The organism is Pseudomonas sp. IPO3774, assembly GCF_013386835.1.
GTDB lineage: Bacteria > Pseudomonadota > Gammaproteobacteria > Pseudomonadales > Pseudomonadaceae > Aquipseudomonas.
In genome coordinates this window covers 1-15,272 of sequence record NZ_JACAQY010000007.1, presented here as the reverse complement: position 1 = coordinate 15,272, position 15,272 = coordinate 1, and the positions used below count along the sequence as shown (strand labels likewise).

General features: G+C 60.3%; 14 protein-coding genes. 5 read left to right on the top strand and 9 right to left on the bottom strand.

Features of this window, described 5'->3' with window-relative positions:
- Nucleotides 1-38: 38 nt before the first annotated feature.
- From HYE77_RS03115 to HYE77_RS03100, 4 genes are all read right to left on the bottom strand, one after another.
- Nucleotides 39-1,367, bottom strand: a complete 1,329-nt coding sequence (locus HYE77_RS03115; RefSeq protein WP_003219643.1) for an OprD family porin — start codon at nt 1,365-1,367, stop codon at nt 39-41.
- 230 nt (nt 1,368-1,597) lie between these two features.
- Complete coding sequence (locus tag HYE77_RS03110; protein WP_177068391.1) at nt 1,598-1,855, bottom strand: hypothetical protein; 258 nt, start codon at nt 1,853-1,855, stop codon at nt 1,598-1,600.
- Nucleotides 1,856-1,895: 40 nt separating this feature from the next.
- Entirely contained in the window at nt 1,896-2,888 is a 993-nt protein-coding gene (locus HYE77_RS03105) for a zinc-dependent alcohol dehydrogenase family protein (RefSeq protein WP_177068390.1), read from the bottom strand.
- A gap of 62 nt (nt 2,889-2,950) precedes the next feature.
- Nucleotides 2,951-3,253, bottom strand: a complete 303-nt coding sequence (locus HYE77_RS03100; RefSeq protein ID WP_003219649.1) for a helix-turn-helix transcriptional regulator — start codon at nt 3,251-3,253, stop codon at nt 2,951-2,953.
- A 598-nt stretch (nt 3,254-3,851) separates the two neighbouring features.
- Between HYE77_RS03100 and HYE77_RS03095 the strand changes: the two genes are divergently transcribed.
- On the top strand, nt 3,852-4,049 hold the full coding sequence (locus HYE77_RS03095) for a hypothetical protein (protein WP_023658951.1): 198 nt from the start codon (nt 3,852-3,854) through the stop codon (nt 4,047-4,049).
- A 56-nt stretch (nt 4,050-4,105) separates the two neighbouring features.
- On the opposite strand, the gene HYE77_RS03090 is transcribed toward HYE77_RS03095, so the two are convergent.
- Nucleotides 4,106-4,666, bottom strand: coding sequence for a fasciclin domain-containing protein (locus tag HYE77_RS03090; RefSeq protein WP_177036087.1), 561 nt, complete (start codon nt 4,664-4,666; stop codon nt 4,106-4,108).
- A gap of 191 nt (nt 4,667-4,857) precedes the next feature.
- Here HYE77_RS03090 and HYE77_RS03085 point away from each other — a divergent pair, with 191 nt between their 5' ends.
- Nucleotides 4,858-5,607 carry a hypothetical protein gene (locus HYE77_RS03085; RefSeq protein WP_032898777.1) on the top strand — a complete coding sequence of 250 codons (750 nt, stop codon included), beginning with the start codon at nt 4,858-4,860 and terminating at the stop codon, nt 5,605-5,607.
- 15 nt (nt 5,608-5,622) lie between these two features.
- On the opposite strand, the gene HYE77_RS03080 is transcribed toward HYE77_RS03085, so the two are convergent.
- Nucleotides 5,623-6,885 carry an MFS transporter gene (locus HYE77_RS03080; RefSeq protein ID WP_177068413.1) on the bottom strand — a complete coding sequence of 421 codons (1,263 nt, stop codon included), beginning with the start codon at nt 6,883-6,885 and terminating at the stop codon, nt 5,623-5,625.
- 243 nt (nt 6,886-7,128) lie between these two features.
- On the opposite strand from HYE77_RS03080, the gene HYE77_RS03075 reads away from it, so the two are divergent.
- Complete coding sequence (locus HYE77_RS03075; RefSeq protein WP_177009186.1) at nt 7,129-8,256, top strand: MFS transporter; 1,128 nt, start codon at nt 7,129-7,131, stop codon at nt 8,254-8,256.
- 55 nt (nt 8,257-8,311) lie between these two features.
- Nucleotides 8,312-9,409 carry a LacI family DNA-binding transcriptional regulator gene (locus HYE77_RS03070; protein WP_008431528.1) on the top strand — a complete coding sequence of 366 codons (1,098 nt, stop codon included), beginning with the start codon at nt 8,312-8,314 and terminating at the stop codon, nt 9,407-9,409.
- A 108-nt stretch (nt 9,410-9,517) separates the two neighbouring features.
- Here the strand turns inward: HYE77_RS03070 and HYE77_RS03065 are convergent, their stop codons facing one another.
- The 3 genes from HYE77_RS03065 to HYE77_RS03055 are packed head-to-tail and all read right to left on the bottom strand — an operon-like array spanning nt 9,518 to nt 13,649.
- Nucleotides 9,518-11,128 carry a GMC oxidoreductase gene (locus HYE77_RS03065; protein WP_177036088.1) on the bottom strand — a complete coding sequence of 537 codons (1,611 nt, stop codon included), beginning with the start codon at nt 11,126-11,128 and terminating at the stop codon, nt 9,518-9,520.
- A 17-nt stretch (nt 11,129-11,145) separates the two neighbouring features.
- Nucleotides 11,146-12,933: a thiamine pyrophosphate-binding protein gene (locus tag HYE77_RS03060; protein ID WP_102604522.1), complete on the bottom strand. Its 1,788-nt coding sequence runs from the start codon at nt 12,931-12,933 to the stop codon at nt 11,146-11,148.
- Complete coding sequence (locus HYE77_RS03055) at nt 12,930-13,649, bottom strand: ThuA domain-containing protein (protein WP_177068389.1); 720 nt, start codon at nt 13,647-13,649, stop codon at nt 12,930-12,932. The genes HYE77_RS03060 and HYE77_RS03055 overlap by 4 nt, the downstream gene beginning before the upstream one ends.
- Nucleotides 13,650-13,937: 288 nt before the next feature.
- On the opposite strand from HYE77_RS03055, the gene hisD reads away from it, so the two are divergent.
- Entirely contained in the window at nt 13,938-15,221 is a 1,284-nt protein-coding gene (gene hisD / locus HYE77_RS03050) for a histidinol dehydrogenase (protein WP_008431521.1), read from the top strand.
- Nucleotides 15,222-15,272 lie beyond the last annotated feature (51 nt).

Genomic DNA, 15,272 nt, shown 5'->3' with positions numbered 1-15,272 from the left:
GTACCCGGTAGATCCATCAACCGGGCACTCCCGCCTGTTTAGAAGATATTCAACGGGTACTCGGTAATCAGGCGTGTCTGCACCAGATGCCCCCCGGTGGAAGCATCGCCATCGTGCCAGGCTTCCCTCAGGCGAAAGGACAGCTTCTTGGCCGGGCCACTCTGCACGACGTATTTCACTTCGGCGTCGGTTTCGTGTTCCTGGTCGTTGGCGCCATAGAACCCGGTGTAGGCCGAATTGCCGGGGGTATGCGTACCGTCGATGCCGGCACCGCGAATATGGCGGGCCATGAAGCTCAGGCCGGGGGCGCCAAAGGCTCCCATGTCCAGGTCATAGCGCATCTGCCAGGACCGCTCGCCCGGGCCGTTGAAGTCGGAGTATTGCACCGAGTCAGCCAGGTTGATCGAGTTGCCGTAGCGCCCGGCACCGACGCCGGCATTGGTCTCCCCAAAGCCGACGTAGTCGAACGGCTCGTCACCATGCACTTTCTGCCCGGCCAGGGTGAAGGTCTGTGCACCCAGGGTGTAGGCAGCCGCCAGCGAGGCTGCGGTGGTGTCGATGGTCCCGGCCTTGGCGCTGCCGTCGTCCAGTGTGCGATAGAGGTTGAAGTCCAGCGCGACGGATTGGTCATCGGTCAGTGGATGAACAAGGTTCAGGTTGACGTAGTACTGATTCCACACGTCTTCCAGATGCGCTCCGTACAGCGACGCGGTAAATTCCTTGCTGAACTGGTATTTGCCGCCCGCGAAGCTGGCCGACGACGCTTCCACGCCCGCATAGCTGGCGAGAATGTCGCCGCTGCGCGAGGTGGTGGTGGTACCGGTGCCGGAGGTGTAATGGCCGGCCTCCAGGTTCAGGCCGGTGATTTCATGGCTGTCGATCTGGAAGCCTGTTGCGGTCTGTGGCATCAGGTAGTTATCGGCGGTGGCGAACACCGGCGACGTAGGCTGCAGGTCGCCGACCTTGAGCGTGGTATTGGAAATACGGAACTTGACGTCACCACCGGCCTTCGCGAAGCCATGATCCGGATTGCCATTGGCGTCGGACGGTATGTTCGGGCCACCGGCGCGGTCGGTGTCCCCGTCGATGCGCAACGCCAGGTCGGCAAACGCATCAATGCCGATGCCAATGGTGCCTTGAGTGAAGCCCGAGCTGTAGGTCGCCATCAGCGCCTGGCTCCAGTCACGAGTGTGGGCGCCGTTGCCGTTCTGGTTCCAGAACAGGTTGCGGTTGAGGATATTCAAGCTGCTGTCGGCGACAAAGCCCTTGGAGTCGGACTGATCGCTGGCATAGCTCATGGCCGGCAAGGCAAATGCCAGCGCCACGGCCAAGGTGTTGAGCTGAAGTAACGGTTGACGTTTTTTCATTATATTTTGCTCCTGTGCACGAGTTCGTGTGGGAGCATTAAGGCGACAGCCCAGGCCATCAACAAATGAAACTGGATGAAGGTTTTGATATCCCTTTTACCAAATTCCAGGCAAAGAAAAGCCCGCGATGGGGAGTGCGGGCTTAAAGGTGTTCACTTAGGAGCTGGAGTGACGATAAGCGCTCGAGTGTGAAAGGGATGTGAAAGGTTGTTGGGTGCGTAGCGTATTTATCACGAGTGATCCTCTCCTCGCACAATCCTTCCGGCCTTCACCTCATCCGCGTACCCGCTGAGCTTTTCCTGCTGAGCCGCGAGCAGTGCACCCATCTTCATCAGGGCGACTGCTTCGTCGGGTGATTTGGCGACCCCGGCGATAGTGGCCAGCTCATTGACCGACCAGGCGATAACGGCCGTCGCATCTTCGAGGTCGTAGAACAGTTCCTGCTGTGCGGTCCTTGGGCCGTCGAGCATTTCCATCAGTTCTGCCATTTACCCGTGCTCTCCAAAAAAGTGGTTCAGTGCGATCAGCTCAAGCACCGTTGCGCCAATCCTCCTGTAAGCCGGCGGACACGGCAATCGCGATTTTCCCTTGAATGCCGTTGTTGGGGCTTTCCAGGCGGGGATGGGCGAGCGGGATGTCGGCAAGGGAATAGACCGCGCCAACGTGTGGCCGCAGTTGACCGTTGGCGATCAGTGCGCTCATTTCATCCAGCTTGCCGCGGTTCTGTCGTGTGAAGACGAAGTGATAACTCGCGTTCCTGCCCCAGGCCTGGACGAGGTTCTGGGGGTGCGCCGTGTCCACAATCGTGACCACGCGACCCAGTTGCGCAAGCGCGTCCGGGCTACGGGACAATGTGGTGCCGCCGATGGTATCGAACACCACATCAACGCCACGGCCACCCGTTTCCCGCAGGATGGCGTCGACGTAATCTTCCTTTTCGTAGTCGATGATTACGTCCGCGCCCAGGCTTCGCGCGAACTCGACATTGACGTCGCGTACGGTGGTGAACACCTGGGCGCCAATGGCTTTCGCCAGTTGGATCGCCACATGGCCGACGCCGCCCGCGCCGCCGTGCACCAGGATGCTTTCTCCCACCCTGAGGGCTGCACGCACCACCAGCGCTTCCCAGGCGGTGCCGCCGACCAGGCTCAGGCTTGCCGCTTCAAGGTGACTCAGGGCAGGGGGCTTCTTCCCGATAATGCCTTCGGCCGCCACGTGGTATTCGGCATAGCTGCCGGGTCCGTCAAATATTTGCGGGGTGTACCAGACTTCGTCGCCTGGCGCGAAGGACGTAACCCCCGGCCCGACTTCCTCAACGACCCCCGATACGTCATGCCCGGTAATCGCCGGTAGCAGCACCAGGTCAGCGTAGTCGCCACGTCGGACCTGGTAATCCAGCGGGTTGATGGAGGTTGCGTGTACGCGGACCAGGACTTGCCCCGTGTGCGGAACGGGCTTGGGAACGTCGCGAAGTTCGAATGATTCCGGGCCGCCAAATGACTTGAGTATCAACGCCTTCATTGCATTTCCTCGTTTCGACAAAAAGGGATATCGCGAAATCTCGATATTCTGTGGTAAAAAAACTACAAATCTTTCCCTATTATCTCGGCAAGCCTGCGGATGGTGGCTTCATTGCGCTTGTAGTAAGTCCACTGGCCGATGCGCCTGACTTCGACCAGGCCCACCCGTTGCAGCGTTGCCAGGTAACCGGACACCGTCGACTGCGAGAGCCCGATGCCTTCCTGAATACTGCTGACGCACACGCCCACCGTGTGAACGTCCCCTTCATCTTGTGCAGGGAAGTTCTTCTCGGGGTCCTTCAAACCTTTCAGGATTTCGAGGCGTGTCTGGTTTGAGAGGGCTTTGAATATTTCGAGTAAGTCCATGGCGCGATCATATCGAGAATTACCGATATGTCAATGTATGTCAGACATAACGGGTAGTCAGTTTCAGGCCTCACCGGAGGCGGCGACCAAGGACCTGTCGCGCTGCGGGCCTCTGAGCTATAACAGTGTAAAAGCATAAAAAACAAACGTGTTTCCGGGCTGTTTTCAGGAGAGAACTCATGAGCGCCATGGACGCGGGGCAAGTGGTGCCTGGCTACGTAACCTTCGTCGGGCGTGAGGCATCGTGGGCCGGACGCCAGTTCATGAGCTTCAGCTATAGCGTCAATCGGCAGCACTTTCACAAGTCTCTCAACGAGACGGTTGACGCTTGGTCAACGACGGCGCTTCGTAAAGCCTCGTATGGCTTGCGAGTGGGAGACCCGGTGTCTGTCTGGTGTTCTCTCACCGACCCCGAGGTGTGTTGCATTGGCGAAAAACCAGCAGAGAAACCCGCGATCCTGCGGTGGATAGAGTCTCTCGGAGCGTTAGGGCCGTTATGAAATTGATCCCCACCGTTCGTCCATCGGCCGGCACTCGCGACACCGCATCGTTTCTCATGTTCAAGCACGGACATCCCGCGCTAGAACGGAGAGCCAGCATGGAAATTAACGAGAAGGCCCCTGGGAATGTATCCCAGCAAGGCGTAACGCGCGGTACAGACAATGAAACCGGGCATGATCCTCGGCGCGATCAACCTGAAGCGCCTCTACCACCGGACGATGATGCCCCTCTGGAAGAGGATATGTCGGATGTGGATGCGGCTGATTCTGTCGCGAGTGAACACCCCGACAACTGAAGCATCCGAATCAGCCCGACGCACACTGCGTCGGGCTTTTCGGTGTCAAGCGACGATTACGGCATCAGCACCGAATCAACCACATGAATCACGCCATTGGACTGCATCACATCCGCAATGCTGATGCTGGCCTTGCCACCCTTGGTATCCACCACCCACAGTTTGCCGTCATGCAGCTTGATCGTCAGCGACTCACCCTGCACGGTTTTCAACATCACGGTACCGCCGTTCTTCTTGGCGTCGGCCATCAGTTGTGCAGAGGTATGAGTGCCAGCCACCACGTGATAGGTCAGGATTTTTGTGAGATCGGCTTTGTGCTCAGGTTTCACAAGCGTATCCACGGTGCCTGCGGGGAGCTTGGCGAAAGCTTCGTTGGTCGGTGCGAATACGGTGAACGGGCCTTTGCTGTTAAGGGTATCCACCAGTCCGGCTGCCTTGACCGCCGCCACCAGAGTGGTGTGGTCCTTTGAGTTGACTGCGTTTTCGACGATGGTTTTCGTCGGATACATCGCCGCGCCGCCCACCATTACGGTGTCGGCGGCAAAACTTAGGGATGTGGTGACGGAGAGGATCGTAAAGCAGGCAACGGCAGCAATTTTTTTGTAGATGGCGTGCATGATGTATCTCCTTGGTGCTTGTGCCCTCCGGGTGAGGGTATTGAATCTACGTACCAAGGATCAAAGTGGATGCACCTCTGGAAAAATTATTGGTTTGCCGCCCTCACTGCACTTTTTCCCGTTCTTCCGATCTATCTCTGTCCCGACCACACTAATTTCCGGCGTGGACAGCAGACCCAGACCTGGTGCCGATGGATCGCACGTTACCTGTTTTTATCACCCGATGGATGCGTCAGCCGCTGTGGCTGGCTGCGGTTTTGATGCTTTGCGCCAACGGTTGCAGCCAGCAGCAGGGGCGCGATATTGCCACGCAGTTCAGCAACGGCAAGCCCGACGAGTTCTTCCAGACCAGCGTTGATCGCATGGCCACCCTGAGCATGCGCGACAACCTGCAAAGCCTGTATCTGCTGATGAGCAAGCTCTACCTGCGCAACCCCAACCAGTGGCGTCAATCGGGTTACACCGACGCGGTGACCGCCGCCCGGCAAATCCGCCAGGCCATCGAACTTCGCCAACCGCTACCTGCCCTGGGGGATCGTCGCGACCTGGCGGCGCTGAGCTATTCCCTGAGCCCGGAGTTTCGCGGCGACCGGGTAGGCGCCTTCATCTACGCGATCGGCAGCATGCTGGTGACGGCACACGGCGGGCGCACCGAGTTTTATATAACGGACTCGATCAACCCGCAGTTCGTCAGCAATGCCGCGCGCAATATCGAGAAGGCCACCTGGCTGCTCAGTCAGCGCCAGGATGCCAATGGCTCGCTGTTGCTGTTCTCCAACGAGATCTCGGAGGCGGGCAGCAACCTCAGCTTTGCCGTGGAGTTCGGCAAGATCGTCGCGCGCCTCGACCTGTTGACCCAGATGCTCGACGAACGCTACCGGCGCATCGGGCTCAACTACGCGCAAAGCTTGCTGCTGATGAATTTCCTGCCGGTGCAGTGACGATGCGGGCCTCCCTCACACCTCGGTTTGCGCTTTGCCGCGGGCAACGGTTTTCTTCGGCGCGCGCATCAGCAGTGGGCCGAACGTCGCGAGCAAACCGAGCATCACCAGCGGGAAGAACATCAGCTTGCTCAGGCCGAAGTTGCTGACGATGACGGTGATGACGGCGGGGCCCACCAGCATCCCGGAAAATCCGATGCAGTTGACGATGCCGATATTGCGCCCGGCGTGTGCCGGGTCCCGGCGTCCGGCGGCGGAGATCATCAACGGTGCGATGCACGAAAGGCCGAGGCCAAACAGCGCGAAGCCGACAACGCCGGTCACGGCCGTACCGCCCAATATCGTGGTGATCATGCCGAGGACGCACAACGTACCGCATCCAAACACCACCTGCGCATTACCGAACACAGCGGCCAGGCGGTCGCCAAAAAGACGCCCCACGAATGACGCACCGACGAACAGTGAGACCGCCATGCCTGCGGTCGAGGTGGTGGTCGCGAACTCCCGGCGAATGTATTCCTGGCCCCAGTCGGCAATTGCGTTTTCGCCCATCATGCTGCCCAGCAGCAAGGTGCCGAGAGCGATCATCACCAGCAGTGTCTTGGCCGAAGGGCCCTTGCCGGTTTCGTCCCGGGATTGGGTGCCGGCTTGCCAGTCGTCGAGCTGGGCGTCGGGCACATCATGCTTGCCCAGCAACCATCGGCTGAACACACAGCCCAGAATGAACATCGCCAGGCCCAGTACGGTGTAAGGCACCAGCACGCTGTCGGTGTAGAACCGGGTCAGCCAACTGCATGCCATGCCCAGCAGGAAGCCGCCCAGGGAATAGAAGGCATGGAAGCCGGACATGATCGAGCGTCGATAAAACCGTTCAACCTGCACGCCGTGGGCATTCAAGGCGGTATCCAGGGCGCCGCGCAACAGCCCCAGCACAGAGCCGAAACACAGCGCAAACCAGAAACCGTTGACGAAGCCCAGCGGGATAATCGAAAGGGGATAGGCGAGGGCGCCAAGGGTAATTACCGGCTTGGCGCCGAAGGTGTCCAGCAGCCGCCCGACCAGCAGCGCACCGGCTGCGGAGCCGACCCCGACCCCGAGGGCAATCAGGCCGAAACTCGAGTCCCCGAGTTCTCCCGTCAGGCCAAGCTGGGTCCTGAACACGCTTACACCGGTGGACCAGATGTACATCATGGCGCCGATCATCATGAAGCCGAGAAAGGTGGCGATACGTGCCTTGCGAATACGCGGGGGGATCGGGGTTTTCTGGAAAGTGCTTATCACGCTGCATGGTCCCTTTTGTTTTTGTGGGGTGGTTATGCAATTTTGGGTTATACGAATAACCTTGCGGAAGTAAAACCTGCACCCTGTGGGCTGTCAATGCTTTATCAATCCAGAATATGTAACAGTAACAAGGCAGTGGCTGGCGCTTGAGTTTTAAGTTATACGTATAACTCCAACTGTTCAGGTATTGGGGTTTCCGTGTCGTCTCAAGAGTTGTTATTGCCGTGCTCCACGCCGCATATGTCGGCCTACCGCTTGACGTTTCTGCTGTCCGGCCTGTGCATGGGCGCCTGGGCGCCGCTGGTTCCCTATGCGCGCAGCCGGGCCGGGGTGGACGACGGCGCATTGGGCATCCTGTTGCTGTGCCTGGGCCTCGGCTCACTGGTGATGATGCCGCTGGCGGGCATCCTGAACGCCCGCAAAGGTTGCCGCTTTACCATGCACATCGGCATCGCCCTGGTGTTTCTGACGCTGCCTCTGCTGGCGACCACACATTCATTCTTGGGCTTGATGTTTGCCCTGACCGTGTTCGGTGCAGGGTGCGGCGCAGTGGATGTGACGATGAACGTACAGGGCGTGATGGTTGAGCGTGCGACCGGGCGGTCCTTGATGTCGGGTTTTCATGGCTTGTTCAGCCTGGGCACGATTGTCAGTGCGGCGGGGATCACCGCGCTGCTCTGGCTGGGCGCCACGCCGTTGCTGGCCAGCAGCGCGGTGATGGCGGCACTGGCTGCGTTTGTCCTGAGTTACGGGCGCCAGATGCTCGGGCGCAGCGGCGAAGAGGGCAGCCCGATCTTTGTGCGGCCCACGCGTAAAGTCCTGGTGCTGGGGGTGCTGTGCCTGTTCGCGTTTCTGGCCGAAGGTGCGATTCTCGACTGGAGCGCGGTGTTCCTGACCCAGGTGCGTGATGTCGAGCCTTCCATTGCAGGCCTGGGCTACGCCTGCTTCGCCGTGATGATGGCGTTGGGGCGCTTGAGTGGCGACCGGATTCTGCTCAGGCTCGGCGCCCGGCTGGTACTGGTGGGCGGTGGCCTGATTGTAATCCTGGGCTTTCTCACGGTGGTGCTCGCGACGAACTGGCAGGTGAACCTGGTGGGGTTTGCGGTCATCGGCATCGGTTTGGCCAATATCGCGCCGGTGTACCTGTCGCTGGCGGGCGCGCAAAAGACCATGCCGGGGGAACTGGCGATTGCCGCTGCCACCAGCCTCGGTTATCTGGGTATCCTGATGGGCCCGGCGGTGATCGGCTTGTTCGCCCACGCGACGGATCTATCCTGGGCGCTGCTGGCGGTTGCCTCGCTGATGGTCGCAATCATGTTCAGTGCCACACGACTGGTTCCGAAGGTTTCCCCTCAACGGGTACACTGAGCGCCTGTTTTTTCATGACCTCGCATGAGGTTTCAAAAGGATTGGGAAGCAAGCGATGGCCGTTTCAATGAAAGACGTAGCACTGGCGGCAGGGGTGTCCCAGCCTGCGGTGTCTTACGCCTACAACCGACCTTCCAAACTGTCCCCGGCCCAGCGCGAGCATATCCTCGAGGTGGCCGCTTCATTGGGCTACCCGGGCCCCAATGTGCTGGGCCGCAGCCTGCGCTCGGGCAAGATCGGCGCCATCGGGTTGATGATGATGGACAAGTTGTCCCTGGCCTTTGCCGACCCGTGCACCATCGCCATGCTGCGCGGCATCAGTGAAGTGGGCGAGTTGGAAAATGTCGCACTGACACTGTTTCCGCTCAACAACAACCGCCTGGTGGGCCGGGGCCCGGCGGCGAGCCACGGCAGCCTGGCCCTGCGCGGGCTGGTGGATGGCCTGATTATCTCGACCCTGCCTGATGATCACCCGGCGGTGCTGGCGGTGGTGAAGCACAGTATTCCGTTCGTGGTGATCGACTCGCCGCTGGTCGAGAATTCGTTTTTTGTCGGCATCGACGATCGCGGTGCGGCTCGCACGCAAATGCAGCATCTGCTGGACCTGGGCCACCGCAAGATCGGCGTCATCATTGACCGCCTCAACCCGGATGGTTACCGCGGCCCGATTGACCTGCAACGCTTCAAAAGTGCCAGTGAGCGGATTGTCCGCGAACGCCTCACCGGTTACGTGGAGGCGGCCACCGCCGCGGGCCTGGCGTTTGAAGACCTGAGCGTGATCGAGGCCGGTGGGCTGGATTCCACGTCCGGCCAGGCCGCAGCGTTCACATTGCTGACCTCCAACGACGTCACGGCAGTGGTGGCGTGCTCGGATGTGATGGCGATTGCCTGCATGAAAACCGCCCACGCCCTCAGTCGCCAAGTCCCGCAGACGCTTTCGGTGATCGGCTTCGACGATATTCCCGAGGCGGTGCAGCTCGGGTTGACCACCATTGCCCAACCCATGGTGGAGAAGGGCGTGTACGCCGCACGCATGCTGACCGAGCAATTGAATGCCCCGGCTGATGCGCCGCTGGCGCCCGAGCAAAAGATTTTCGCCACCAAGCTGGTGGTGCGTACCTCGACCCGCAGTATCCAGCAGGCAGACGCCTGATCCCGTTGGTAAGGGATCGCTGTAGGAGCTGGCTTGCCTGCGATGGCATCGACTCAATACCACTGACAGACCGAGTCGACTGCATCGCAGGCAAGCCAGCTCCCACCTTTACCCGGGCTGCCCCTTGAAGTGTGCCGCTACTCTGAGGGCATTCGCCGCGATGGTCAGTGCCGGATTAACCGCCGCCGACGACGGGAAGAACGAGCTGTCCACCACCCATACATTCTCCAGGTCATGCAGCTTGCAGTTCAGGTCCAGCACGCTGGTGGTTGGGTCCTTGCCCATCACGGCAGTGCCGCACTGGTGGGAGTTCGTCGCGATGCCCATGCGCGCCTTGAGGATCAGCGGATACCCTGCATCACGCATGGTTTGGGTGGCCTTGTTCACCAGTCCTTCATGGGCCTTGAGGTTGTTCGGCGTCCAGTGAACCTTGATCGCACCGCGCTGTGTGTCGTAGGTGACGCGGTTGTCCTGGGTCGGCAGATCTTCCGAGGTCAGGTACAGGTCTACGCTGTGGTCAGTGATATAGCGTGAAGCGAATTTCGGCAGCCAGGGCCGCATGGCACTGATCATCGGCTCGCGGATTTTCCCCAGCATCTGCACGTTACCCAAGGGGAATGCGTTGTGCGGGCTGGCGCTGTACCAGTCGTTGATGGCCAGGGTTTTCTGGAAGGTCACGTTGTTCTTGCGTCGCGGGTCCACCGCCAGCATGAAGGTGCTGTTGTGCACCATGTAGTTACGCCCCAACTGCCCAGAGCTATTGCCCAGGCCATGAGGATGTTGAGCGTTCGCAGACTTGAACAGCAATGCCGCACTGTTGACTGCGCCGCACGCCAGCACGAAGCGTTTGGCACGCAGTGTCACCTCGCGTCCATCGAACAGACCCCGCGCTTGAGTCACGGTTTTGCCATCGTTATCGGTGTTCAGCTGCCGGATCGTGGTGCGAGTCATCAGCCGGATGCTGCCACTGCGCAGGGCGGGCCTGAGCGCAGAAACTTCGGCGTCGGCCTTGGCCTCCACCAGGCACGGATAGCCATCGCAGGTTGAGCACAATACGCAATCGCCGCCATCGCCATAGTCCACCGCCGCCGGCATCACGAACGGCTTGAGTCCGGCACGCTGCATGCTTTGTTCCAGCGCAACCAGGGCCGGGTCGTGCTTGAGTGCCGGTTGCGGGAAGGGTCCTGAACGCCAGGGTTCGCTTGGGTCAATGCCGGCCTGGCCATGCACGCGGTAGAGCTTTTCCGCTTCGGCGTACCAGGGTTCAAATTCGGCGTAGCTGACGGGCCACGCAGGCGACACGCCCTCGGCATGCTGGATCTCGCCAAAGTCCGCCTCGCGAAACCGTGGCAGCATGGCGCCGTAGAATTTGGTGTTGCCGCCGACGTAATAAAACACCCCCGGCGAAAATGCTTGGTTGGCCTGGTCCAGCCACGGTTCGGCATTGCGATAGCGTCCTTGGCCGAACACCGCTTCAGCGCTCCAGTTCTGGATTTCCCGGGGCAGGAAATCCCCTCGTTCGACGATCACAATATCCAGCCCGCTGTCACGCAGGGCATGGGCGAAGGTCGAACCGCCCATGCCCGAGCCGATAATCACCACGTCACAGTTGATCGTGCCATCTGCATCAGGTGTCACCACGTCGAGGGCGCGCGGTTCGCGCGGCGCCCCCGGTTGTGGATTCAGCTCTGCATGATGCGAAATCAATGCATCACTCATGTGAGCCGCTCCGGCATTTACAGGTGTTGTTCGGAATTACGGATTTGCCAGTACTCATCCTGGCGTTCGTCGGTGATGTATTCCGGAATCGGGAAGTCCCACCAGCCGGGCACCCAAGGGCCAGCCGCATCGCGGTCGGTGGGTACTTCGATCAGCACCGGCACATTCAAATCCAGCGCTTCCTGCAGGATAGGCTCAAGGTCTTCCGGGCGCTCCACACGGTAGGATTTGAGGCCGAAGGCTTCGCCCACCGCCTTGAAGTCCGGGCTGTAGGGCGTGCCGTCCGGGTGGTTGAATTCAGTGCCGATATGGCGGCTGGTCTGCTTGCGCTGGCCACCGCGAATCGACATGTAGCCGGCGTTGTTCTGGATCAGGAACACCACAGGGATATTGTTGGTCACGCAGATCGCAATTTCCTGGGAGGTCATCAGGAAATCGCCATCCCCGAGGATGCACACCACCGGCTGGTCAGGCGCCGCCAACTTCGCACCGATGGCCGCAGGTACGGCCCAGCCCATGGACGAGAAGCCGCCGGAGGTCAGGTGGGTACGTGGCGTATAGACCGGGAAAGTCTGCTTGACCGCGCCCTGGGTGTTGCCCGAGCCAACCACCACGATGGTGTCCCGCGGGAACACTTTGCGCAGCGCGCCGAGGGGGCGTTGCGAGGTGAACGGAAAGCGATCGGAGTCACGACGGCCCGCCAGTTTGGTCTCCCATTCTTCCTGATAACCGCGCAGGTCGCTCAGGTACTCTTCGCGCTCAACCGTCTCGCCTTTCAGGCTTTCGACAATGGCGGCGAGGGCGTATTTGGCGTCGGCACAAATGCCCACGGTCACCGGGTAGTTCTTGCCGATTTCATGCGGGTCGATGTCGATGTGGATCAGCTTCGACGGCGGGATCGCGAAGGTCACGCCCTTGGCGTAGCTGGACGACGACCAGTCGGTGAAACGGCAGCCCACGGCGATGATCACGTCTGCGGTGGACGCGACTTTATTGCCGCACAGGGTGCCGGTCTGGCCGACACTGCCGGCGAACAACGGGTGATCTTCCGGGAAGCCGCTCTTGCCGTTCCAAGTGGTGACCACCGGGATCTTCCAGGCTTCGGCCAGGGCGAACAATTCCGCGCTGGCTTCGCCGGTAATCACGCCGCCGCCGATCACCAGCACCGGGCGCTTGCTCAGTTTCAGCTCTTCCACTGCGCGTGCGGTGGCTGCCGGGTCCGGGAAGCATTTGCCGATCGGGGTGCGCTCTTCGAGGGCATGCAGGGTCACTTCAGCGGCCTCGGCCTGCACATCCATCGGGATTTCCAGGTGCACCGGCCCGGGGCGTCCGGTGACCATTGCGCTCCAGGCGCGGTGCATCATGAACGGCAACTCTTCAACACGGGTCGCCACCCAATGACGCTTGGTCACGGCCTCGGCGATTTTCGGGAAGTCGTTGTCGGTGTAGCGCTCCAGCTCCTGCAGCAAGCCATGGCCACGCATGTGAGTGGGTGGCCCGCCGGTGATCAGCATCAGGCTGGTGGAGTCGGTAAACGCGGTGGCCATGCCGATCACCGTGTTGGCGGCGCCGGCACCGATGGACGTCACTGCCGCCATCGGCTTGCCGCTCACCCGGTAGTAACCGTCGGCGAGATGCACCGCGCTCTGCTCATGGAACACCTGGATGAACTTGAGCTTGGAGTCTTCTTCGAGGAAGGCGTCGGTCAGGGTCCAGATACCGTGGCCGGGAATACCGGCGACGTATTCGACGCCATAGTTTTTCAGGGTTTGAGCCACGATCTGGCTGCCGGTCAATTTAGTCATGACAGGACTCCTTGGGTTGATGAAACGGAGGGGGTTGCCTCGGCGGTACTGGCTGCACGCCCGCGTGTCGCCCAGTTCAGGCCTTGCTTGGTCAGGCGGCGGATATTCGGGTCGGCGAGGTTGCTGGTGTCGTGCCCGATGGAGTGATAGAACACCCGCCCCTGGCCCCACTGGCGCACCCAGGCCACCGGGCTGCGATGGCCGTTGAGCCAGGGGAAGGGGTTGCCGTCGAAGGTGGTTTCAGCCAGCACATGAATGTTCGGGTCGACCTGCATGTAGTACTGCTCGGACCGTACCTCGAAATCCTCGACGCCCTGGGTCACCTCGTGGCTGTGGTCGATGACGTTGACCTGGTACGGGTGGGGAAAGCCTTCGCCCATCGGATGTTCGAGGAATGAGCCGCCGAGCACCCAGTGATATTTGAGGCTGGCGCGAAACGCCGCGCCTGCGCCGTGCCAACCCACCAGGCCGGTGCCGCTTTCGATGGCTTGCAGCAGGCGGTTTTCCTGGGACGCGGTGAGCGTCTCGGTAGTGACGGCGTTGTTCCAGCCGATCACGATCAGGTCATAACCGGTCAAGTCCCTGTCCAGTGTGAAGATGTCGGTGGACTCTTCGACCTCGAAATCCAGTTCCTGGAAAACGGTGCGCGCCCATGCCGCAATTTCGTAGGGGAAATGGCCGGGCCAGCCACCGAATAGATACAAGACTCGACTCACGGTTGATCACCTCTTTACGTTGGGTGTGATTGTTAGGTTATACGTATAACCGCTTATTTAACCTATCACTCCGAATCCCTAAGTCAATGGGGCTTACATGTTTTTCATCGGGGGTTATACGAATAACGTCAGCAGCCCGCCGCAGTGCTTCAACATTGCGTCTGTGTTGCGTCAGGTTGCGTCACCAATAGGGAGGCTGCGAAATTGCCCGGGGCAGGGGGGTAGGAAAAGATGGTTGCCAATGCCGGGGGCATGTCGCGTGCCCTCAAGAACCACCTGGAGCCACTGATGATTCGTTACCTGAAAACGCCTAAACCGGTCGAAGCCCAAGCCGAGATTGCCGCCCAAGTCCGCGATACCGTTGAGCGCATCATCGCCAACGTCGCCCGTAACGGCGATGCGGCCGTACGTGAATACTCGAAGCAGTTTGATCAGTGGTCGCCTGTATCTTTCCGGCTGAGCGACGAAGAAATTGCCGCCTGCGTGGCGAGCCTGTCCGAGCAGGAAATCGGCGATATCACCTTTGCCCAGGCCCAGGTCCGGCGCTTCGCCGAGGTGCAAAAAGCCTCGATGCACGATGTGGAAGTCGAGACCTTGCCTGGCGTGATCCTTGGGCATCGCAATATTCCGGTGAACTCGGTGGCTTGCTACATTCCGGGCGGCAAGTACCCGTTGCTGGCGTCGGCGCATATGAGCGTGCTGACGGCCAAGGTGGCCGGGGTGAAGCGCGTTGTTGCGGCCGCGCCGCCGTTTGATGGCAAGCCTCATCCGGCCATTGTGACGGCGATGTATTTGGCGGGTGCCGATGAGATCTATTGCGTGGGCGGGGTGCAGGCGATTGCTGCGTTTGCGTTGGGCACCGATACGTTCAAGCCGGTGGATATGATCGTTGGGCCGGGTAATGCGTATGTGGCCGAGGCCAAGCGTCAGTTGTTCGGCAAGATTGGTATCGACTTGATTGCCGGGCCTACAGAGACACTGGTGATTGCTGATGACAGCAGCGATGTTGAAATCATCGCTGCCGATTTGTTGGGGCAGGCGGAGCATGGGGTTAATTCGCCTGCGGTGTTTTTGACGAACAGTGCGGAGTTGGCGCAAACCCTGCCGGCGGAGATCGAGCGGCAGTTGGCGATCCTGTCCACCGCACCGGTTGCTTCTGTCGCCTGGCGCGACTATGGCGAAATCATCCTGTGCGACAGCGTCGACGAGCTGGTGCAGGAAGCCGATCGCATCGCCTCCGAGCACGTGCAGGTGATGACCCGCGATCCGTTGTATTTCCTGGAGCACATGACCAATTACGGCGCGTTGTTCCTTGGTGAGCGCACCAACGTTTCCTATGGCGACAAGGTGATTGGGACCAACCACACATTGCCTACCACCGGGACTGCGCGGTACACCGGCGGGCTGTGGGTCGGCAAGTTCATCAAGACGTGCACGTATCAGCGGGTGCTGACGGATGAGGCTTCGGTGTTGGTAGGGGAATACTGCTCGCGGCTTTGCGGGATGGAAGGGTTTGCGGGGCACAAGGAGCAGGCGGATATTCGGATTCGTCGTTACAAGAAGCACGGTTGAGGGTACATATCCGTTGTTTGGGTAACGGCCTCTATTGGTTCCGCTCTTACA

What these genes read in the sequence shown, in the direction of transcription:
- HYE77_RS03115 (WP_003219643.1), bottom strand. Translation starts at nt 1,367, where the DNA reads ATGAAAAAACGTCAACCGTTACTTCAGCTCAACACCTTGGCCGTGGCG.
- HYE77_RS03110 (WP_177068391.1), bottom strand. Translation starts at nt 1,855, where the DNA reads ATGGCAGAACTGATGGAAATGCTCGACGGCCCAAGGACCGCACAGCAG.
- HYE77_RS03105 (WP_177068390.1), bottom strand. Translation starts at nt 2,888, where the DNA reads ATGAAGGCGTTGATACTCAAGTCATTTGGCGGCCCGGAATCATTCGAA.
- HYE77_RS03100 (WP_003219649.1), bottom strand. Translation starts at nt 3,253, where the DNA reads ATGGACTTACTCGAAATATTCAAAGCCCTCTCAAACCAGACACGCCTC.
- HYE77_RS03095 (WP_023658951.1), top strand. Translation starts at nt 3,852, where the DNA reads ATGGAAATTAACGAGAAGGCCCCTGGGAATGTATCCCAGCAAGGCGTA.
- HYE77_RS03090 (WP_177036087.1), bottom strand. Translation starts at nt 4,666, where the DNA reads ATGCACGCCATCTACAAAAAAATTGCTGCCGTTGCCTGCTTTACGATC.
- HYE77_RS03085 (WP_032898777.1), top strand. Translation starts at nt 4,858, where the DNA reads ATGGATCGCACGTTACCTGTTTTTATCACCCGATGGATGCGTCAGCCG.
- HYE77_RS03075 (WP_177009186.1), top strand. Translation starts at nt 7,129, where the DNA reads ATGTCGGCCTACCGCTTGACGTTTCTGCTGTCCGGCCTGTGCATGGGC.
- HYE77_RS03070 (WP_008431528.1), top strand. Translation starts at nt 8,312, where the DNA reads ATGGCCGTTTCAATGAAAGACGTAGCACTGGCGGCAGGGGTGTCCCAG.
- HYE77_RS03065 (WP_177036088.1), bottom strand. Translation starts at nt 11,128, where the DNA reads ATGAGTGATGCATTGATTTCGCATCATGCAGAGCTGAATCCACAACCG.
- HYE77_RS03060 (WP_102604522.1), bottom strand. Translation starts at nt 12,933, where the DNA reads ATGACTAAATTGACCGGCAGCCAGATCGTGGCTCAAACCCTGAAAAAC.
- hisD (WP_008431521.1), top strand. Translation starts at nt 13,938, where the DNA reads ATGATTCGTTACCTGAAAACGCCTAAACCGGTCGAAGCCCAAGCCGAG.